Genomic DNA, 19,460 nt, shown 5'->3' on the forward strand with positions numbered 1-19,460 from the left:
ATTTTAAGCGGGGATTTCTAAGCTGCCTGCGCGGCAGTGAACGGTTCAAGCATAGCGCTAATCGTGTTAATTATCATCGGCTAACAACACAAAAGGCTCAAAAACCCTTTTTCTATCACAGATTTTTACCTCTTTAAAATCAACATATTAGCCATGCGCTAAAAAAGAGGGTCAACAGCCTGTGACTATTTATCCATTGAACTCTTTCCCGTAACGCTGAAAAATAGCGGCTGCGTAATAGACAGTGACTTTGCTTGCTTGAGAAACGGTGTAGGCATTTATGGATGAGATTATCTGGCACCTTTATATGCTGCGTATGCCGGGCGGCATGCTGTATACCGGTATCACTACCGATGTGGCGCGGCGTATCGCCCAGCACCAAACCGGTAAAGGGGCCAAAGCCCTGCGGGGTAAAGGTGAGCTGGAACTGGTCTTTCACTGCCAGATTGGCGATCGCTCCACGGCGCTAAAGCTGGAATATCAGGTTAAGCAACTGAGTAAAAAACAGAAAGAAAACCTGGTAGCGCATCAGCCCATGAGCCTGCACGATTTGCTACCCAGCCCTCCCCGCTAACGCGGGAAGCATAACCCCTAAAACCCTTGTACCAGCTTCACCACGCTCAGCGCTTCCTGCGCCAAGCGTTCATCGCTCATATCAAATACCCCTTGCACCAAATGCGGTGGCAGGTAATCCATGCCGGTCAGATTGGCCATCGCGTTAAATGGGCGCAGCAAATCAACCACCGGGTAGCGGTTACGCCCCTCTGATGAGTAATCCTGTGCACTACCGCCGATAGTCACCACCAGTTGCAAAGGTTTACCATGCAGTTTGGTGCCTTCACGGCCGTAAGCAAAACCGTAGGTTAACACCGCATCCTGCCATTCACTGAGGATCGCCGGTGAGCTATACCAGTAGAATGGAAACAGCATCACGATAACATCGTGGGTTTGCAGCAGTTCCTGTTCATGGGCCACATCGATCTGATAATTCGGATAAACACGTACCAGCTCATGCACCGTCACGTTCGGCAGCAGGCACAGCGCCTCTATCAGGGCTTTATTGATACGGGAATCATCGGGAAAACGGTGGGCGGTTAATACTAAAATACGCGGCATAAGAGGTTCCTGGCTTAATGGATAATGAACCTATTTTTTCATTTCCGCCGTTTCCGGTGTAGGCTGTTATCAGTTACATTAATTTCAACCTAAAGTATCAACCATTATGTCACTGCCTTTTGACGTGCACCGTCTGCTGCCCGCGTTTCTCAGTGCGGCCCAGGCCCAGAATTTCTCCGCCGCCGCACGCCAGTTAGGCGTCACGCCTGCGGCAGTCAGTAAGAATATCCGCGTACTGGAAGAGAAACTGGCGTTGCGCCTGTTCCAGCGCAACACGCACAGCGTGGTGCTGACCGAAGAGGGTAAAGCGCTACTGGCGCAGGTAGCTCCTCTGTGGCAAGCGCTTGCCAACACACTGGAAACGGCCAGCGGCACACAGCAACAGCCTTCCGGCACGGTGCGCGTCAGCATGATCCCCGGTTTTGGCCGCCAGATACTGATGCCGTTGATCCCTGAATTTCTCGCACGCTATCCGCAGATCGACCTGGATCTGTCCCTGGATGCACGCGTGGTGAATCTGGTGGGAGAAGGTTTTGATATCGGGATCGGTAGCCAGATCGCTCCCGATAGCCGCCTGGTTGCCCGCCCACTCTACCCGATGCAAATGTTACTGGCGGCCGCGCCCGCCTATCTGGCCCGGCACGGCACGCCACAAACCCCCGCAGACTTGCAGCACCACCAGGCTTTACTGCACCGCAACCCGGCAAGCGGCCGCTGCGTCAAATGGCGGTTACAGCAGCACGGTGCAACCCAGGCGCTGGATCTGCCTGGCCGCCTGATCACCAGTCAGCCAGAAATGCTGCTGGATATTACGTTAGCCGGGCTGGGCATAGCCTATCTGGCACAGTGGTATGCCGATAAGCATTTCGCACAGGGCACTCTGCAACCGGTATTACAGGAATACTGGCCAAGGCCAACCCAGATCTGGCTGTATTATGCCTCTGCCGATCTGCCGCCACGGGTGCGTGCCTGGGTCGATTTCTTACTGGCTCGGGTGCCTTCCTCTACGGCATGATGCGATTGTCATCACGCTTTAGCGATCTTGCAGCCGCACGGCCAGCTAACATCTGGCGTGCGGAAGCAAGGGTTGCCCTTCGTCTTGAAACTCACCGCTGTACAGCGATCAAACGCTCTCCCGAATTCTTTGTCCTAAGTCAAATAAATTGACACCAATCCCATATATAGTGTTTTATAGAAATTAATCACCCATATATAGTAGTTATCCACAAGCTCATCCACACGCCCCCGCAGCCCTTATGTCCTGCGGCATTGCCCTGTGGATAAGCTGAAACTGTGCCAATATCCGTTGCCGTTGAACAGTGCGCGGGTGTAACGCCCCCTGCGGGGAACAGGAGTAACAACGTGAAACCAGTAGTGATTAAACGGGACGGTTGTCAGGTATATTTTGATGAAGATCGCATTAAACAGGCCATTGAGCGGGCCGCGCTGGCCGCTGGCGTTGTCGATGCCGATTACTGTGCAACCGTCGCCCGCGTGGTCGCTCAACAAATGGAACAACAGCCGCGTGTCGATATCCATGAAATCCAGCAGGCAGTTGAAAACCAGTTGATGGCAGGTCACTACAAGCAACTGGCACGCACCTATATTGAATACCGTCATGACCGTGACATCGCCCGCGAGCTGCGTGGGCGGCTGAACCAGGAGATACGCGGCCTGGTTGAGCAAAGCAACGTGGCGCTGCTGAACGAAAATGCCAACAAAGACAGCAAAGTGATCCCGACCCAGCGCGATCTGCTGGCCGGGATCGTGGCTAAGCACTATGCCAAACAGCATATCCTGCCGCGTGATGTGGTGCTGGCACACGAACGCGGTGAGATCCACTATCACGATCTTGACTATTCGCCGTTCTTCCCGATGTTCAACTGCATGCTGATCGACCTGAAAGGCATGTTGACCAACGGTTTTAAAATGGGCAATGCCGAAATTGAGCCGCCGAAGTCGATCTCTACCGCCACCGCCGTCACCGCGCAGATCATTGCCCAAGTCGCCAGCCATATTTATGGTGGCACCACCATCAACCGCATTGATGAGATCCTGGCTCCCTTTGTGACCGCCAGCTTCCATAAACACCAAGAAATTGCGCAGCAGTGGCAGATCCCGGATACCGCTGGCTATGCCATGGCACGCACCGAGAAAGAATGTTACGACGCCTTCCAATCACTGGAATACGAAGTGAACACCCTGCACACCGCCAATGGTCAGACACCGTTTGTCACCTTCGGCTTCGGTCTGGGAGTGAGCTGGGAATCACGCATGATTCAGCAGTCGATCCTGAAAAACCGCATCGCAGGGCTAGGTAAAAACCACAAAACAGCGGTATTCCCAAAACTGGTGTTCGCCATCCGCGACGGCCTGAACCACAAATTCGGTGACACCAATTACGATATCAAGCAACTGGCGCTGGAATGTGCCAGCAAACGCATGTACCCGGACATCCTCAATTACGAGCAAGTGGTGAAGGTCACGGGTTCGTTTAAAACTCCAATGGGCTGCCGCAGCTTCTTGGGAACTTACGAAGAAAACGGCGAGCAGATCCACGATGGCCGCAACAATATCGGCGTGATCAGCCTCAACCTGCCGCGCATCGCGCTGGAGGCTAAGGGCGATGAAAGCCGTTTCTGGGCGCTGCTGGATCAACGCCTGCTGCTGGCAAAAAAGGCGCTGATGACCCGCATTGCGCGGCTGGAAGGCATTAAAGCGCGCGTAGCACCAATCCTCTATATGGAAGGGGCCTGCGGCGTGCGGTTGAAAGCCGACGACAATATCGCAGAAATCTTCAAGCATGGCCGAGCGTCGATCTCGCTGGGGTATATCGGCGTACACGAAACCATCAACGCTCTGTTTGGCACAGAGAAACATGTTTACGACAATGAAGCATTGCGTGCCAAAGCCGTTGCCATTATTGAGCACCTGAAAGCGGCGACCGAAAGCTGGAAAGCAGAAACCGGCTATGGTTTCAGCCTGTACAGCACCCCCAGCGAAAACCTGTGCGACCGTTTCTGCCGCCTGGATACCAGCGAGTTCGGCGTGGTGCCGGGCGTTACCGACAAAGGCTATTACACCAACAGCTTCCACCTTGACGTGGAGAAAAAGGTGAATCCTTACGACAAACTGGATTTCGAAGCGCCTTATCCGCCGCTCGCCAACGGAGGATTTATCTGTTACGGCGAATACCCGAATTTGCAGCACAACCTGAAAGCGCTGGAGGACGTGTGGGATTACAGCTACACCCGCGTGCCTTATTACGGCACCAACACGCCAATTGACGAATGTTATGAGTGCGGCTTTACCGGTGAATTCTCCTGCACCAGCAAAGGCTTTACCTGCCCGAAATGCGGCAACCATGATTCAGCAAAAGTGTCGGTTACCCGCCGCGTGTGTGGCTATTTGGGCAGCCCGGATGCCCGGCCATTCAATGCCGGCAAGCAGGAAGAAGTGAAGCGCCGTGTGAAACACCTGGGGAATGGGCAGATTGGCTGAATGCTAACCCTTGCTTTGGGGTAGTTCCTTACAAGGCTTCAGACAACGTTATTCGCTCAATGAGCACGGAGTTGACGCCATTGAAGGCGCCGAACGCAGACGCAGCGCATAGGCGAAACCGCCATGGACGGCGGTTTCAGGCGAGACAGGCAGGGACGCCTGTCGTAGCCGGCCGTGATGCGCTGTGGCGCAGTGAGGGTAACCGCATAGCGGTCGCCTGATATGGCAAGGGCCGGGGTGCAGGGGGCTGGCTCTTGAGCCCCCTGCTCGGGCGCATTCACCTAATTGTCAAATGAACACAACATGTTTAGCGACCGAAATAAATACTCGCTCTCCCTACGGCATGATGTGAACAAGAAACCGTTCCCTCAGGGATGAATAACCAAGAAACCCATATCATGAATTACCACCAGTATTACCCCATCGACGTGGTTAATGGCCCCGGCACGCGCTGCACGCTGTTTGTTGCCGGTTGCGTGCACCAGTGCCCCGGTTGCTACAACAAGAGCACCTGGCGGCTAAACTCCGGCCTGCCGTTTACGCCGCAGATGGAAGACCGGATCATTGCCGATCTCAACGATAGCCGGGTTCCCCGCCAGGGGCTTTCGCTTTCCGGTGGCGATCCGCTGCACCCTGCCAACGTCGCCGCCGTGTTGCAGCTAGTGAAACGGGTACGCGCCGAATGCCCCAACAAGGATATCTGGCTATGGACTGGCTATAGGTTGGATGAACTGGATAGCGAACAGAGGCAGATCGTCGATCGAATCAACGTTCTGATCGACGGCAAATTTGTGCAGGCGTTAAAAGACCCGGCGCTGATTTGGCGCGGCAGCAGTAATCAGGTGGTACATAAATTACGTTAGCACGACAAAAAGCGCTTGCCGCCTTTGCTGCAAGCGCTTGAAAAATCACTGAACAGGGAGCCCCTGATTATACCGCTCTCTTATCCCACCACACTGTATTATCACCGCTTGACTACGCGTGCGCTGGTATCAGCCGGATCTCCCAGTTCTTGATTTGGTTCGGCATACCATTTGGCCTGGTACTGATGCATACCTTGCCCTTACTCATTGTGCGTCACGCCTTCCCCATTTTGATAAGGCTTCAACTGCCAGGCTCCCTTTTTACCGTCTCCGTAGCACCAGCCACGGCGTCTTCCACAGCAGGGATAACGTGCAAGCTCAGGCTGGCCTCATCGCTATCCGTCTCATTGCTGACGGTCAGTACGATGCTGTAATCTGTCGTTTCAGCCACCGTGGGGGCCGTAGCATCGATCTTCTCCTGCTTTGAGCCATCAAAAGGCAAATCTTCCGCCACCCACAAATAGGTCAGCGGCTGGTTTTGCGGTTCCGTTGAGTGAGAGGCCGAAAGGGTAAATGGCGTGCCTGATTTCAGCTCCAGAATGGCCTGCGCGGTAGGTTTATTTGGTGATGGCTTCCTGACCTTAAAGCTTTGGCTGACGCTGTCAGATCGTTCCTGATAGTCAGTGAGCACCAGCGAAACGGTGAAATCCCCATCGGTATCGGGAGCAACCCCGGTCACAACACTGTCCGTTTTATTATCCAGAAAGTCTAAACCAGGCGCCTTCCAGAGATAGGTTAAGTCCGTACCTTGCGATTTTAACGCCGAGAAGATGACCTGTTGCCCTGTACTCACCTGCTGTGGTGCCGTGATAACCGCTTTCGGTGGCAGGCCTTCCACGTTGATGCCATAAAAATAGAAGGGCTCCATATCCACGACTCTCTCTCTTACGGTGTTGCCCAACCCTTCGCGTGCCGCATTAACCAGCACACCGTTATCATGATCAATCGTCCGGGCCAACATCCCGCCCAGCTTTTTCCTCTGGACATATTGCCCTTTTTCCCTCACCGCACGAGGAGAGTCATAGGAAATAAACAGTTTAGTATCAGGATTATAGAGGTAGTCTGCATTAGCCTGGAGATCGGTATAAACATTGAAGCCATTCAAGCCTGTTTGGTTTTCCAGATCGAGGTAGTTATAGAGCACGTCATACCACTCGCTGACTCCAGATTCAAACGACCCCGTTGTCGTGCCGGAGCCCGCATTATAAGTCCCTTGCAACGGTGAGAAACTGCTCATTTCCACATTGCGTGCATTACGGCTGTACCCCGCATAACCAATCAGGATATTCTGCGGTTCCACGCCTGCACCCAAAAGAAAATCAACTGATTTATCAATACTATAACTATCTTCATCCTGGACATCCAAGGTACGTAAATTTGTATGGTGAGCCAGTTTAGGAGCCCCGGAACTAAAGAAATCATAGGTCATCAGGTTGATGCCTTCGACACCTGCCTCAATCATCCCAGGGATATCGGCCAGGGCCAGAGCTTGCAAAGAGGCCCCGGCAGCAATGCTGACTTTAACGTCAGGTAATTTCTGCTTCAGTTCACGGATCAGCAACTGATAGTATTTAGCATCGTCGGGCTCGAAAGGGTTACCGTTACCCGGCATCCCCGGGTATTCCCAATCAATATCCACTTCAGTAAGCATCGGGAACCTGGTGAAAATATCAGCCAGGCTGTTAATAAAAGTGGCACGACGGGAAGCATCTCGCACTACAGAATAAAACGCTTCGCTCATGTTCCAGCCACCCACGCTAAGAGAGAGGATCAGATCCGGGTTCCTCAGTTTCAACTTGCGTAAACCACCGAGCATCCCTTGCGCCGAGGCCTCATCAAAAAGCTCCTGATAAGTAAACGGCGACTTCTTCCTGAAGCCACAGTTGATATAAGAACCCACGTCTCCCCAGGCATCGACGAAGGTCACTTCGTCTGTTTTCCTGTCAAAATCTTTGGCAGCCTGCTCAATAACCTGTTGTTTTTCCCCTTTATCCCCGACAATACCTGCAAAACCAATAATCAGCTTATCGTAAGCTTTTGGGTTTAATTTCATCAGATCGATACCACGGCCACACTTATCGTCTGCGTATTCCCCATCGTAACGGCCATCAAATTGAGCCCAATCAGTATAATAACCGACCACTTTATATTTATTAGGCTCATATTCGTTATATACTCGTCTCGCTACCCGACCTGAAGTATAAGATAAATTTTTAACCTCCTTAGCAGGATCAAAGTTATTCATCTTATATTTTCTTTCTGTCGCACCTGGCTCAATAAACATATCACCTGAATCCATAAGATTAACCAGCTGGCTATCAGGACGACCTTTATTCACAATTTTATCTTTCATCATTAACTCCTAGAAAATTTATAGATATCAGCCCCAATGAATGTGGTTTACATAAAAATTACCGCTGTTAATTAAAAAGTATTAATTACAGAAAACCACTTTCGACATTACACAACACATTAAAAAATTTACATTACTTTATATTCAATATAAACCTCCTTAATCAGGCGAAAATAACACCTAAAGCAATTCATTTATTATTAGGATGAGATTCTCAGATAAAATAACAATTAACAAGCATCATAACCAAGTCATAAATACCCTCTCCTCTCTAATATAAATACTGTACATGAGGGTTATAAATTAAATAAATCAATTTTATTGAGGCTATAATGAATATTATCGAAACCACACTTGCCATAATCCGATCTATAGGCAAACGTTAGTCAGTGGCAGGAAAAAATAGGCTGCGGCATAAGAGACCCCGAATAATCAAATAACCACGCTTTACGGCAGCACATCATCTGGCTGCACAAAATTATTCATCAACTCGCCACTTATGCGTAACACGCTTGTCATCTGCGCTCTGCACCATGATGCCAACCTTGTTACGGAGTGCCGCTCATGACCCCCATCGCCGCTTACCTGACCTTTCCCTTAAACAAAGTGCCGAGGTTTTTTCTATGATGCACTTATCTAGACCTCTGACCAGCTACCCAACCCGTTATCAGCAGATCGCCGCCCAGTTGGAACAAGAGCTGTGCAGCCAATATCGCTGTGGCGATTATCTGCCCCCGGAACAGCAGCTTGCCGAACGTTATCAGGTTAACCGCCATACGCTGCGCCGTGCCGTTGATGAGCTGGTTGAGCGCGGTTGGCTACAGCGCCGCCACGGTATCGGCATTCTGGTGCTGATGCGCCCGTTTAATTACCCACTGCATGCCAAAGCCCGCTTCAGCCAGAACCTATTAGAGCAGGGCAGCCACCCCACCAGTGAGCGCTTACTCGCAGTTTTGCGCCCCTGTAACGGGCATATTGCCGCCGCACTGTCGCGCGCCGAGGGGGAAACCATCATCCACTTGCGGACCCTGCGCCGGGTGAACGGTATTCCGATCAGCGTGATCGACCATTATCTGCCCGATCTGGACTGGTGGCCCGCCTTGCAGCAGTTCCACAGCGGTTCACTGCATGAGTTTATTCAGCAACATATCCACCAGCAGTTGACCCGCCGCCAGACGCGCATCAGCGCCCGCCGGGCGCAGGCTAAAGAGAGCCGCCTGCTGGAGATCGCCACCCATGCGCCATTGCTGTGCGTGCGCACCCTGAACACCTGTACCGGCAGCGATTGGGTGGCGGAATACTCCGTCAGCCTGGCACGCGCCGATATGATCGAACTGACGATGGAGCACTGAATGCAAGCCTTACAGCAGAGACAGCGTTGGATGTCCGTTTTGGCACACAGCCAGCCAGCTCAGTTGCGCAACCACTGGCAGGCGCTGAATCTTAGCCCGCGCTACCACAGCCTGCGGGCCCCGGAAATCGGTCTGGCCCAGTTGCAGGGGCGGATGGGCGCCACCGGCCGCCGCTTTGTGTTAGGGGATATGACCGTTACCCGCGCGGTAGTGCAGTTAGAAAACGGCGGCCAAGGCTACAGCTATATCACCGGGCGTGATAAAGCCCATGCCGAACTGTGCGCGCTGGCCGATGCCCTGCTGCAACAGCCAGCCAGCCACGAATTACTTCAGCAGCGGTTGATCGAACCGTTGGCGGCATTACAGCAGGAACAGCGCCAATTACGCGCCCGTTCAGTAGCCGCTAGCCGGGTGGATTTCTTTACGCTGGTACGGGGAGAGTAAACCATGGCACTACAGGCCGGTTTTGATCAGCCGATTGAGCAATCTCAGCAGGCTTTCCGCCTGATATTAAAAGCGTTAAGTGAACCGGGGCAAACCGTGACGTTGCCCGGCGGCCCGGCGTGGGGAGCCCTGAACGCCGCCAGCACCGCCGTATTGCTGACGTTAGCCGATCGGGAAACGCCGCTACAGCTTGCGGCGGCGTTAAAAAGTGAGCAAGTGCTAACCAACATTCGTTTTCATACCGGGGCGCCGCTGGCCACCCACCATGCCGAGATTGTTCTGGCACTGTTCGATGCACAGTTACAGGCCGCTGATTTACAAGCATTACCTCACGGCAGCGAAATCTCGCCGGAGCTTAGCGCCAGCGTGGTGGTGCAGATTACCGCACTAGAAGGCGGCCCTAAGCGGCGTCTTTCCGGCCCCGGCCTTGAAAAACCACGGGAGATCTCGCCCCAGTTGCCCATCGCGCTATGGGATTACCTGCTCGAACGGCCACAGCGCTTCCCGCTGGGCCTGGATATTATGCTGACCTGCGGTGAACGCCTGCTGGCTATCCCGCGCACCACCCGCGTGGAGGAGTGCTGATGTACGTTGCGGTAAAAGGGGGCGAAAAAGCCATTGAGGCAGCCCATCAATTGCAAGAACACCTGCGGCGCGGTGATGAAAGCGTGCCCGCGCTCAGCGCAGAACAAATTGAGCAACAGCTCGGGCTGGCGGTGGATCGGGTAATGACCGAAGGCGGTATCTACGACCGTGAATTAGCGGCGTTGGCGATCAAACAGGCCAGCGGTGACTTGGTAGAAGCCATTTTCCTGCTGCGCGCCTATCGCACCACGTTGCCACGGCTGGCGGTGAGTGAGCCATTACTCACTGCCAATATGCGGCTGGAACGGCGGATTTCTGCGATTTACAAAGAGTTGCCCGGCGGCCAGGTGCTTGGCCCGACTTACGACTACACCCACCGGCTGCTGGATTTCGCACTGCTGGCGGAAGGGGCAACGCCAACGGCACCACGGGCCGATGAAGCGCAGCCGGAAAGCTGTGCCCATGTGTTTGACCTGCTGTGCCAGCAACAATTGGCGCAGGCCGAACGCGACGATGGCAGCACGCCGGACGATATTACTCGCCACCCACCGGTTTACCCTGGTTCACGCTCGGCGCGCCTGCAACAGCTGGTGCGCGGTGATGAAGGTTTCCTGCTGGCGTTGAGCTATTCCACCCAGCGCGGCTATGGCCGCAACCACCCGTTTGCAGGGGAGATCCGCAGCGGTTACGTTTCGCTGGAAATCGTGCCGGAAGAACTCGGTTTCGCTCTGGATATCGGCGAGATCCTGCTGACCGAATGCGAGATGGTCAACGGTTTTGTTGATCCACCGGGCCAGCCAGCGCATTTCACCCGCGGCTACGGGTTGGTGTTTGGCCGTGCCGAACGTAAAGCCATGGCGATGGCGATGGTGGATCGCGCCCTGCAAACCACCGAATACGGCGAAAGTATCGCCAGCCCGGCGCAGGACGAGGAGTTTGTGCTGGCGCATGCCGATAACGTGGAAGCCGCCGGCTTTGTTTCCCATCTCAAACTGCCGCACTACGTCGATTTCCAGGCTGAGCTGGAACTGCTTAAGCGCCTGCAACAGGGGGCCCGCGATGAATGACGTCCTGACCGGTTATAGCCTGGGTTATCTGGATGAGCAGACCAAACGCATGATCCGCCGTGCGATTCTGAAAGCGGTGGCGATCCCTGGCTACCAGGTGCCATTCGGCGGCCGTGAGATGCCGATGCCTTACGGCTGGGGCACCGGCGGTATTCAGATCACCGCCAGCATCATCGGCCGCGCCGATGTGCTGAAGGTGATCGATCAGGGAGCCGACGACACCACCAACGCGGTGTCGATCCGCCGCTTCTTCCAGCGCGTGGCGGGAGTCGCCACCACCGAACGCACGCCGGAGGCCACGCTGATCCAAACCCGCCACCGCATCCCAGAAACCGCGTTGCAGCAGGATCAGATCCTGATCTATCAGGTGCCGATCCCGGAACCGCTGCGCTTTATCGAACCGCGTGAAACCGAAACGCGCAAGATGCATGCGCTGGAGGAGTACGGCGTGATGCAGGTGAAACTGTATGAAGATATCGCCCGCTACGGCCATATCGCCACTACCTATGCCTACCCGGTGAAGGTTAACGACCGCTATGTGATGGACCCTTCACCGATCCCGAAATTCGATAACCCGAAGATGCACATGATGCCTGCGCTGCAACTGTTCGGCGCCGGGCGCGAAAAACGTATCTACGCCCTGCCACCGTTTACCAAAGTGGAAAGCCTGGATTTTGACGATCACCCATTCAGCGTGCAGCAGTGGGATCAGCCCTGCGCGCTGTGCGGTTCGCGCCACAGCTATCTGGATGAAGTGGTGCTCGACGATCAGGGCAACCGCATGTTTGTCTGTTCAGATACCGATTTCTGCCGGCAACAGCTTAACCCAGAGGCGCAACACTGATGATTTCCGCTCCATTGAGTTCCACGCCGTTGCTGGCGGTCAACCACCTCACCCATCTGTACGCACCGGGCAAGGGTTTCAGCAATGTGTCGTTCGATATCTACCCCGGCGAAGTGTTAGGCATCGTCGGTGAATCCGGCTCCGGCAAAACCACCCTGCTGAAGTCGATCTCTGCCCGCCTGGCTCCGCAGCAGGGGCAGATTCTCTACTGCCCACCACAGGGGCCACAGCAGGATCTGTATGCGATGGCCGAGAGCGATCGCCGCCGCCTGCTGCGCACCGACTGGGGCGTCGTGCACCAACACCCGCTCGACGGCCTGCGCCCGCAGGTATCTGCCGGTGGCAACATTGGCGAACGCCTGATGGCAATCGGCCAGCGCCATTACGGCGAGATCCGCCAGCAGGCCAGCCAGTGGCTGGAAGATGTGGAAATCCCGGTTTCACGCTTGGACGATCTGCCCACCACCTTCTCCGGCGGCATGCAGCAGCGTTTGCAGATCGCTCGTAATCTGGTGACGCACCCCAAGCTGGTGTTTATGGATGAACCCACCGGCGGGTTGGATGTTTCCGTGCAGGCGCGCCTGCTGGATCTGCTGCGCAATCTGGTGGTGGAAATGCAGTTGGCGGCGGTGATCGTCACGCACGATCTCGGCGTAGCGCGCCTGCTGGCCCATCGCCTGCTGGTGATGAAACAGGGGGAAGTGGTGGAAAGCGGCCTCACCGATCGGGTGCTGGACGATCCACATCATCCTTATACCCAATTACTGGTTTCTTCGGTGCTGTCGTAACACAGGTGACAAAATGACGATTAAAATCCGGGTGGAACACCTGAGTAAAACCTTTGTCCTGCACCAGCAACACGGCACCCGCCTGCCGGTGCTGCATGACGCCAACCTGACCGCCCGCAGCGGTGAATGCCTGGTGCTGCACGGCCATTCGGGCAGCGGCAAATCAACCCTGCTGCGCTCGCTGTATGCCAACTATCAGCCAGACAGCGGCCATATCTGGGTACATCACCAGAACCAATGGCTGGAACTGGTACAGGCCGAAGCGCGCCAGATCCTGGCGGTGCGCCGCCACACCATCGGCTGGGTCAGCCAGTTTCTCCGGGTGATCCCGCGCATCAGCGCATTGGAAGTGGTGATGCAGCCGCTGCTGGAGTCCGGCGTCGGCCGCGCCGAATGCCGCGAGCGGGCCGCCATTTTGCTCAGCCAGCTCAACGTACCGCAACGCCTGTGGCAATTAGCTCCTTCCACGTTTTCCGGCGGTGAGCAACAGCGGGTAAATATCGCCCGCGGCTTTATCAAAAATTACCCGATCCTGCTGCTGGACGAACCGACCGCCTCCCTCGACAGCCGCAACAGCGCGGCGGTAGTGAGGCTGATCGAACAGGCCAAGCAACGCGGTGCCGCCATCGTCGGGATTTTCCATGACGAGAACGTCCGCCGGCAGGTGGCCGACCGGTTACACGACATGCAAGCCCCCCAAGCGTTGGAGACACCATGATTATCAATAACGTCAAACTGGTATTGGAAGACCAGGTTGTTGCCGGTTCGCTGGAGATGGACGCCGGTGTGATCCGCAGCTTTGCCGATACGCCGAGCCGGTTGCCACAGGCGCTGGAAGGTGAAGGCGGTTGGCTGCTGCCGGGGCTGATTGAGCTGCATACCGACAATCTGGACAAGTTTTTCACCCCGCGCCCGAACGTTGACTGGCCTGCGCACTCGGCCATGAGCAGCCACGATGCGCTGATGGTGGCTAACGGCATCACCACCGTCTTGGATGCGGTAGCGATCGGCGACGTGCGCGACGGCGGCCACCGGCTGGAAAACCTGCAAAAAATGATCGACGCGGTGATCCACAGCCAGCAAGCCGGGGTTAACCGTGCCGAGCACCGGCTGCACCTACGCTGTGAACTGCCGAATGAAAGCACCCTGCCGTTGTTCGAACAATTGATGGACAGGCCCGGCGTGTCTCTGGTTTCGCTGATGGATCACTCACCGGGCCAGCGTCAGTTCGCCTCGCGTGAAAAATACCGTGAATATTATCAGGGCAAATATCATCTGAGTGACCAGCAGATGAGCGAGTTTGAACAGCAGCAGATTCATCTTTCCGAACGCTGGTCCAAGCCCAACCGGGAAGCGATTGCTGCCTGCTGTCGGGCGCGCCGTATCGCACTTGCCAGCCATGACGACGCCACCGCCGAGCATGTGGCTGAATCCTGTGCGTTGGGCAGCGTGATTGCCGAATTTCCCACCACCGAAGCCGCCGCCCGCGCCTCGCATCAGCAAGGTTTGCAGGTGCTGATGGGGGCACCCAACATCGTGCGCGGCGGTTCCCATTCCGGTAATGTGGCGGCGCACCAGCTGGCGGCGCTCGGCGTTTTGGATATTCTCTCATCTGACTATTATCCGGCCAGCCTGCTGGATGCAGCATTCCGCCTCAGCAGAGACGATCGCAATACCTTCAGCCTGCCGCAGGCGGTACGCTTGATCACCCGCAACCCGGCACATGCGCTGGGGTTGCAGGATCGCGGCCTGATCGCCGAAGGATTGCGGGCGGACCTGCTATTGGCACGGCCACACGGTGAACATGTTTATGTGCAAAACGTCTGGCGTCAGGGTAAACAGGTGTTCTGATGGCGCGGCTTATTTATCTGATGGGGCCATCCGGCTCCGGCAAGGATAGCCTGCTTGCCCGGCTGCGGGCCGACAACCGCATAAGACCGCTGGTGGCACACCGCTACATCACTCGCCCGGCAAATGCCGGGGGCGAAAACCATATCGCCCTGAGCGAGGCCGAGTTCCTGCGCCGCCGTGCCAGCAAGCTGTTCGCCCTTGATTGGCAAGCCCACGGGCATTATTACGCTTTGGGCATTGAGATCGATCTGTGGCTGCTGCAAGGAATCGATGTGGTAGTCAACGGATCGCGCGGCCATCTGCCGCAGGCGCTAAACCGCTACGGCACCCAACTGCTGCCGGTGTGTTTGTTGGTATCGCCGGAGATCTTGCGCCAGCGGCTGATGCAGCGCGGGCGTGAAAGTACCGCACAGATCGAGCAACGGTTAACCCGGGCGGCTGACTATCAGCAGGCTCTGCCAGCCGGTTGCCATTTGCTGGATAACAATGGCGACCTTGAGCAGACCTTTGACGCGCTGCTGGCGGATTATCTGTGATCTTTCCTCCATTGGAACAAGAGAAAAACGATGCAACTGACTTTCCTTGGCACCGGGTGCGCCCAACAGGTGCCGGTATTTGGCTGTGAATGTCTGGTTTGCCAGCGGGCACGGCGCGAAGCGGCTTTCCGGCGGCGGCCATGCGGCGCCATGCTTAGATTTCAGGGGGAAACGACGCTATTGGATGCGGGGTTAAACTCATTAGAAAGGCGTTTTGCGGCGGGGGAAATTCAGCGTTTTTTGCTGACACATTATCACATGGATCACGTTCAGGGGTTATTTCCTTTGCGTTGGGGGTGCGGTAATGCGATCCCGGTCTACGGCCCGGCCGATGAACAGGGCTGCGACGATCTGTTCAAACACCCCGGCATTCTGGCATTTCAACCACCGCTGCTGCCGTTTGAAACCGTTGAGTTAGGCGGGTTGCTCATCACTCCGCTGCCGCTGATTCACTCCAAGCTCACCCAGGGTTACCTGATTCAGGCCCAAGGAAAAGCCTTGGCCTATCTGACCGATACCGTCGGCCTGCCACCAGAAACCGCCCGCTATCTGCAACAGGTCACTCTTGATTTACTGGTGCTGGATTGCAGCCTGCCGCCACAGCCGCAGGCACCGCGCAACCATAACGATCTGACCCGCGCCCTGGAGATCCAGCAACGTTTGCAGCCGCGCCGCACACTGCTGACGCATATCAGCCATCATCTTGATCTCTGGCTGATGGAGAACACCCTGCCGCCGGGCATGGAATTGGCGCTGGATAATCTCTGCGTCAAGCTGTGATCAGCGCAGTTGGTCGGATTCTAAAATTTTCACCCCGTTGTCAGAGCGAAATGCCTGCGTTAGCAGGGTTTGCGCCACATCTTTGGCGGCGATAGAGCGCCATTTACCGGGCAACAGAGCAAACAGCGGCACGCTGAGCCACTCCAGCAGGCGCGGTTTCGCCCTGCCTAACAGCATGGAAGGGCGCACCAGCGTCAGGCTTGGCCAATTCTGCGCACACAGTGCCTGCTCCATTTCCCCTTTGGTACGGTTATACAAAAACAGAGAATGCGGATTAGCCCCAATGGCGCTGACCACCAGGCAATGCTGCGCGCCAAGCCGCCGCCCAGCGAGAGCAGTTTCTACCACCAGTTGATAATCGATATAACGGAAAGCCGCAGCGCTGCCAGCCTGGCGGCGCGTGGTGCCCAGGCAGCAGAACACCACCTCCACCGGTTGTTCCAATGCAGCCAGCAGTGCAGACAGATCGTCCCCTACCGGGTTTTCCAGCTTGCTATGCGGCGGCAGCGGCTTGCGCGTTGGCGCGATGATGGCCGTGACCTGTGGCTCTGCCTGCAACAACTGCAATAATTCCCCACCTACCAGGCCCGTCGCTCCGGTGATTAATACCCGTGCCATGTGTTTTCCTTGTTTTTATTCACTGTTGGCTCAAAGATACCCTGCCCAGCATAATAACCACAAAGTAATCGTGGTTAACTAGGTATCTTACCGCGCGGGTTTCACCTCTGCGACAAATGTCGGTAAATGCCAGGTTCCGCCCAAATGAATATAGCGGCACATACCGGTCGTTGCTTTACTCTCCTGACGGAATGCCTGACCATCCCACACCCAACTTGCCGTGCCCCAGCAATCCCCCAAGCCACGCCCTTTATGGCTGTATGAAATAACACCTTCGCTGTAATCCGTACCCGATGTGGTGACCAATACCGGGGATTCTGCCAAAGCATTGTCTATCACCCAGTAAGCCTGGCCTTCGTTATAAGCGGCTCGCCAACAGAGTGCGGAGATAACCGCATGATTGCCGCTGAGCGGAGTCAACATCATCAGTTCTTCGTCGCGATCCTCTGAAGGCTGCATAAGATCGCATTCATCCTGTTCCAACGTTGCCAACAATTTGGGGCGCAGCGCAGCAATTTCTGGTGCAGTGAGCGGCCGTTCCTGCGCTTTACTGATTTTTACCGCCTGAATAACCGGGGGCGGAATTGCCGCAGGCACGCTGCTTTCTGGTCTGTTACCTTGTTTAACCAATGCACCGGGTGTACCGATGCGCCCCTGCACATCATCCATCTTCAGCATCACGGCAGCCGCTCCCTCACCAGAAAGCACAAACGCGGTGGCTCCCCCTTTGAATTCGACCTTACTACTGCCTTTAACCGCCTTGATCAGAGAGCGGATCTGGCTGGCTGATAAGCGCCAGTAACCCTCCTCTGCCGCCGTGAGAGCGCCTGCCGGTTTATTGTTAATCCAGAGCGTCAGTTTCTCTGCTGGGGCCACTTCATCAGCCACCATCTCTGTTAACACCACTTCCCCACTTAACGCAGTGCCTGGGCCAGCCAACCGCGTGAGCAGAACGGAGCCGCTGGATTCGTCCTCATCGCTATAACCCGCAGCCCGGCAGGTATGGGTATTATCACAAGCGATTTCCCAGTTTTTATGGCTGAAGTAAACGCCGCCGTCTTGCGCCATCGCCATCGGCATCAAAGTGCTGAGCAGCACGATCATCACTGGATTTTTCATCATCTATTCCCTTAATTTCACCACCAATAATCCCTTGCGTTTTAACGCGGCTCTGGGCGCACCCAGTACAATTTCTTGCCAAACCCCAAGGCGTTATCCGTCATTTTCATCTCCTGCAAGGTGAGCTGCCAAATGGGTGCTTTCATCGCCTGCGCTACCGGGAAGCGTTTGCAGTAACGCGCACGGGCCAGCCGATCTTCCTCACCATACAGCAAAGTAATTTCACCACGATACTGCACGCCTTTGATCAACGCGATCGTTTTGGGCTGCGGAGCGATGGTGCCCACTACCCTGCTATTTTGCTGCATCAGGCTACCATGCCGGGTATCGGGTTCAGTCATCAACCACAGCGCCATGCGCTCGGCATCAAACACGTAAAAACAGTTGGCGCACCACATCTCCATCCCATTACCGGCGCACAGCGTGAGTACATGCTGTTTGTTAACAAAACGGATGATGTGCTGTTGGTCTTCGGCCTGGTTTAACATAAGTTTTCCTTTGCGCCCGCGATAGGCGATAGATTACCCCAACGTTGGCGGGCAAACATAATTAGCCTGTGAATACAGGCTAAGGGCAATCCGCTACACAAGAAACCAATGAGGAAATATAAACAGCGGGCCTGAATGGGTGGGCGTTGCTCTAAACTCAGCCCGGCGAGTGATTTTTGGCATTTGCTCATATCACTCAACTCGGACTGAGTTCCCTTCAAGTACTCTATTATTTGGCAAAGTTATTCAGTGGCTTGGGGCGGAAAAACAGTTTATAGGATTGTGTAGCACAAATAACACCTGCAATGACCAACACAGCGCCTGAAATCTGCAAGCTCGTCGGTAAAATGTTATTCAACATCGCTAATATCATGGTGAATACCGGTACCAGGTTGAAGAAAACAGCCGTGTTAGCCGCGCCTAAATTCTTAATCCCAACATTCCAGAATAAATAGGCCAATACCGATCCTGCGATTCCCATATAGATTAATGCACCATGATTAAATGCAGAAATATTATACAAACTGCTAAATGTCCCTTCAGTGTAATAAGCAAACATAACAATACCTAGCGTACCAAACAGCATTGTAAAACTGGTTATCTGCAATGGTGTAGCACCGATGCTGTATTTACGGCAGCCAACAGTATAAGCAGCCCATGCAATATTCCCGAGCAAAATAATCATATCCCCTTGATTAAATTGCATATTAAGTAAATTCCCGATAGAGCCTTTGCTGATAACCAATAAAACACCGAATAAGCTAATCAGCATACCAATACATTGCACTTGAGATATTTTCTGCCGCTCAAAGAGCGTGAAAAGCAATGCTGTTGTAATCGGTGAAGTTGCCATAATAAGTGCACCATTTATTGGCGTAGTAGTCTGTAATCCAATAAAAAAGGCCAAATTAAAACCAGTGATACCGCAAAGACCCAGTAAGATAAATGCCAGATAGTTTTTTTTCAAAACAACCCAATTATTTCTCTCCCGTAAAAAAAGTATCGCTAATATCGTGATGCTCGCAATAACAAACCTCTCAGCCGCCGCCATCATAGGAGAAACATGATTGACAATTAATGCTGCAACATTGAAGTTTGACCCCCAGAAAAAAGTGGAGAGGACAACACAAAGTAAAACCAGGTATTTATTCATGT

The 19,460-nt window shown here is 54.5% G+C and carries 20 protein-coding genes and 1 CRISPR repeat array (1 of these 21 only partly in view); of the genes, 14 read left to right on the forward strand and 6 right to left on the reverse strand.

Annotated elements, in window-relative coordinates; all coding sequences use genetic code 11:
• A CRISPR array of direct repeats spans window positions 1-42; the repeat unit is 28 nt; unit sequence TTTCTAAGCTGCCTGCGCGGCAGTGAAC (it extends 466 nt beyond the left edge of the window).
• Between the two features lie 238 nt (window positions 43-280).
• On the forward strand, window positions 281-574 hold the full coding sequence (locus Z042_RS00295) for a GIY-YIG nuclease family protein (RefSeq protein ID WP_024913660.1): 294 nt from the start codon (window positions 281-283) through the stop codon (window positions 572-574).
• A gap of 17 nt (window positions 575-591) precedes the next feature.
• Here Z042_RS00295 and Z042_RS00300 read toward each other — a convergent pair whose 3' ends face one another.
• The gene (locus Z042_RS00300; RefSeq protein WP_024913659.1) at window positions 592-1,116 is read right to left on the reverse strand and encodes an NAD(P)H-dependent oxidoreductase; all 525 of its coding nucleotides are present in this window, start codon (window positions 1,114-1,116) and stop codon (window positions 592-594) included.
• Window positions 1,117-1,222: 106 nt separating this feature from the next.
• Here Z042_RS00300 and Z042_RS00305 point away from each other — a divergent pair, with 106 nt between their 5' ends.
• The 3 genes from Z042_RS00305 to nrdG all read left to right on the forward strand — a co-directional run bounded on the left by Z042_RS00305 (window position 1,223) and on the right by nrdG (window position 5,480).
• A complete protein-coding gene (locus Z042_RS00305; RefSeq protein ID WP_024913658.1) occupies window positions 1,223-2,131 on the forward strand; it encodes a LysR family transcriptional regulator in 909 nt (302 codons plus the stop codon).
• Window positions 2,132-2,478: 347 nt separating this feature from the next.
• Entirely contained in the window at window positions 2,479-4,617 is a 2,139-nt protein-coding gene (gene nrdD, locus Z042_RS00310) for an anaerobic ribonucleoside-triphosphate reductase (RefSeq protein ID WP_024913657.1), read from the forward strand.
• 398 nt (window positions 4,618-5,015) lie between these two features.
• Complete coding sequence (nrdG, locus tag Z042_RS00315) at window positions 5,016-5,480, forward strand: anaerobic ribonucleoside-triphosphate reductase-activating protein (protein WP_024913656.1); 465 nt, start codon at window positions 5,016-5,018, stop codon at window positions 5,478-5,480.
• 241 nt (window positions 5,481-5,721) lie between these two features.
• On the opposite strand, the gene Z042_RS00320 is transcribed toward nrdG, so the two are convergent.
• Window positions 5,722-7,836: a glycosyl hydrolase family 18 protein gene (locus Z042_RS00320; protein ID WP_202901350.1), complete on the reverse strand. Its 2,115-nt coding sequence runs from the start codon at window positions 7,834-7,836 to the stop codon at window positions 5,722-5,724.
• A 623-nt stretch (window positions 7,837-8,459) separates the two neighbouring features.
• Between Z042_RS00320 and phnF the strand changes: the two genes are divergently transcribed.
• Genes phnF through phnP form a run of 10 tightly spaced genes read left to right on the forward strand, consistent with a single transcriptional unit; the run spans window position 8,460 to window position 16,080 of the window.
• On the forward strand, window positions 8,460-9,185 hold the full coding sequence (gene phnF, locus Z042_RS00325; RefSeq protein WP_024913654.1) for a phosphonate metabolism transcriptional regulator PhnF: 726 nt from the start codon (window positions 8,460-8,462) through the stop codon (window positions 9,183-9,185).
• Complete coding sequence (gene phnG, locus Z042_RS00330) at window positions 9,186-9,629, forward strand: phosphonate C-P lyase system protein PhnG (RefSeq protein ID WP_024913653.1); 444 nt, start codon at window positions 9,186-9,188, stop codon at window positions 9,627-9,629.
• A 3-nt stretch (window positions 9,630-9,632) separates the two neighbouring features.
• Complete coding sequence (gene phnH, locus Z042_RS00335; RefSeq protein ID WP_024913652.1) at window positions 9,633-10,214, forward strand: phosphonate C-P lyase system protein PhnH; 582 nt, start codon at window positions 9,633-9,635, stop codon at window positions 10,212-10,214.
• Entirely contained in the window at window positions 10,214-11,281 is a 1,068-nt protein-coding gene (locus Z042_RS00340; protein WP_024913651.1) for a carbon-phosphorus lyase complex subunit, read from the forward strand. Before phnH ends, Z042_RS00340 begins: the two co-directional genes overlap by 1 nt.
• Window positions 11,274-12,125, forward strand: a complete 852-nt coding sequence (locus tag Z042_RS00345; RefSeq protein WP_025297197.1) for an alpha-D-ribose 1-methylphosphonate 5-phosphate C-P-lyase PhnJ — start codon at window positions 11,274-11,276, stop codon at window positions 12,123-12,125. The genes Z042_RS00340 and Z042_RS00345 overlap by 8 nt, the downstream gene beginning before the upstream one ends.
• Complete coding sequence (gene phnK, locus Z042_RS00350; protein WP_025297196.1) at window positions 12,125-12,913, forward strand: phosphonate C-P lyase system protein PhnK; 789 nt, start codon at window positions 12,125-12,127, stop codon at window positions 12,911-12,913. Before Z042_RS00345 ends, phnK begins: the two co-directional genes overlap by 1 nt.
• A 13-nt stretch (window positions 12,914-12,926) precedes the next feature.
• Window positions 12,927-13,631 (forward strand): phosphonate C-P lyase system protein PhnL, encoded by a 705-nt coding sequence (phnL, locus tag Z042_RS00355; protein ID WP_024912564.1) that lies wholly within the window; start codon window positions 12,927-12,929, stop codon window positions 13,629-13,631.
• Window positions 13,628-14,764: an alpha-D-ribose 1-methylphosphonate 5-triphosphate diphosphatase gene (gene phnM / locus Z042_RS00360; protein WP_024912563.1), complete on the forward strand. Its 1,137-nt coding sequence runs from the start codon at window positions 13,628-13,630 to the stop codon at window positions 14,762-14,764. The genes phnL and phnM overlap by 4 nt, the downstream gene beginning before the upstream one ends.
• Window positions 14,764-15,300, forward strand: coding sequence for a ribose 1,5-bisphosphokinase (gene phnN, locus Z042_RS00365; RefSeq protein ID WP_024912562.1), 537 nt, complete (start codon window positions 14,764-14,766; stop codon window positions 15,298-15,300). Before phnM ends, phnN begins: the two co-directional genes overlap by 1 nt.
• A 30-nt stretch (window positions 15,301-15,330) precedes the next feature.
• Window positions 15,331-16,080, forward strand: a complete 750-nt coding sequence (gene phnP, locus Z042_RS00370) for a phosphonate metabolism protein PhnP (RefSeq protein ID WP_024912561.1) — start codon at window positions 15,331-15,333, stop codon at window positions 16,078-16,080.
• On the opposite strand, the gene Z042_RS00375 is transcribed toward phnP, so the two are convergent.
• From Z042_RS00375 to Z042_RS00390, 4 genes are all read right to left on the reverse strand, one after another.
• Window positions 16,081-16,698 carry an NAD(P)H-binding protein gene (locus Z042_RS00375; protein WP_024912560.1) on the reverse strand — a complete coding sequence of 206 codons (618 nt, stop codon included), beginning with the start codon at window positions 16,696-16,698 and terminating at the stop codon, window positions 16,081-16,083. It abuts the gene before it with no gap.
• Between the two features lie 87 nt (window positions 16,699-16,785).
• Window positions 16,786-17,817, reverse strand: coding sequence for a DUF1176 domain-containing protein (locus Z042_RS00380; RefSeq protein ID WP_024912559.1), 1,032 nt, complete (start codon window positions 17,815-17,817; stop codon window positions 16,786-16,788).
• 41 nt (window positions 17,818-17,858) lie between these two features.
• Complete coding sequence (locus Z042_RS00385) at window positions 17,859-18,305, reverse strand: YhbP family protein (RefSeq protein ID WP_024912558.1); 447 nt, start codon at window positions 18,303-18,305, stop codon at window positions 17,859-17,861.
• A 229-nt stretch (window positions 18,306-18,534) separates the two neighbouring features.
• On the reverse strand, window positions 18,535-19,458 hold the full coding sequence (locus Z042_RS00390; RefSeq protein WP_024912557.1) for a DMT family transporter: 924 nt from the start codon (window positions 19,456-19,458) through the stop codon (window positions 18,535-18,537).
• Window positions 19,459-19,460: the final 2 nt, after the last annotated feature.

This window comes from Chania multitudinisentens RB-25, assembly GCF_000520015.2.
In the GTDB taxonomy this organism is placed as follows: Bacteria; Pseudomonadota; Gammaproteobacteria; order Enterobacterales; family Enterobacteriaceae; genus Chania; species Chania multitudinisentens.

Coding starts and splice junctions, on each gene's coding strand:
- phnF (WP_024913654.1), top strand. CDS start 8,460: ATGCACTTATCTAGACCTCTGACCAGCTACCCAACCCGTTATCAGCAG.
- Z042_RS00345 (WP_025297197.1), top strand. CDS start 11,274: ATGAATGACGTCCTGACCGGTTATAGCCTGGGTTATCTGGATGAGCAG.
- Z042_RS00375 (WP_024912560.1), bottom strand. CDS start 16,698: ATGGCACGGGTATTAATCACCGGAGCGACGGGCCTGGTAGGTGGGGAA.
- phnK (WP_025297196.1), top strand. CDS start 12,125: ATGATTTCCGCTCCATTGAGTTCCACGCCGTTGCTGGCGGTCAACCAC.
- Z042_RS00320 (WP_202901350.1), bottom strand. CDS start 7,836: ATGATGAAAGATAAAATTGTGAATAAAGGTCGTCCTGATAGCCAGCTG.
- phnG (WP_024913653.1), top strand. CDS start 9,186: ATGCAAGCCTTACAGCAGAGACAGCGTTGGATGTCCGTTTTGGCACAC.
- phnL (WP_024912564.1), top strand. CDS start 12,927: ATGACGATTAAAATCCGGGTGGAACACCTGAGTAAAACCTTTGTCCTG.
- Z042_RS00300 (WP_024913659.1), bottom strand. CDS start 1,116: ATGCCGCGTATTTTAGTATTAACCGCCCACCGTTTTCCCGATGATTCC.
- Z042_RS00340 (WP_024913651.1), top strand. CDS start 10,214: ATGTACGTTGCGGTAAAAGGGGGCGAAAAAGCCATTGAGGCAGCCCAT.
- Z042_RS00385 (WP_024912558.1), bottom strand. CDS start 18,305: ATGTTAAACCAGGCCGAAGACCAACAGCACATCATCCGTTTTGTTAAC.
- phnM (WP_024912563.1), top strand. CDS start 13,628: ATGATTATCAATAACGTCAAACTGGTATTGGAAGACCAGGTTGTTGCC.
- phnP (WP_024912561.1), top strand. CDS start 15,331: ATGCAACTGACTTTCCTTGGCACCGGGTGCGCCCAACAGGTGCCGGTA.
- phnN (WP_024912562.1), top strand. CDS start 14,764: ATGGCGCGGCTTATTTATCTGATGGGGCCATCCGGCTCCGGCAAGGAT.
- Z042_RS00305 (WP_024913658.1), top strand. CDS start 1,223: ATGTCACTGCCTTTTGACGTGCACCGTCTGCTGCCCGCGTTTCTCAGT.
- phnH (WP_024913652.1), top strand. CDS start 9,633: ATGGCACTACAGGCCGGTTTTGATCAGCCGATTGAGCAATCTCAGCAG.
- nrdG (WP_024913656.1), top strand. CDS start 5,016: ATGAATTACCACCAGTATTACCCCATCGACGTGGTTAATGGCCCCGGC.
- Z042_RS00390 (WP_024912557.1), bottom strand. CDS start 19,458: ATGAATAAATACCTGGTTTTACTTTGTGTTGTCCTCTCCACTTTTTTC.
- Z042_RS00295 (WP_024913660.1), top strand. CDS start 281: ATGGATGAGATTATCTGGCACCTTTATATGCTGCGTATGCCGGGCGGC.
- Z042_RS00380 (WP_024912559.1), bottom strand. CDS start 17,817: ATGAAAAATCCAGTGATGATCGTGCTGCTCAGCACTTTGATGCCGATG.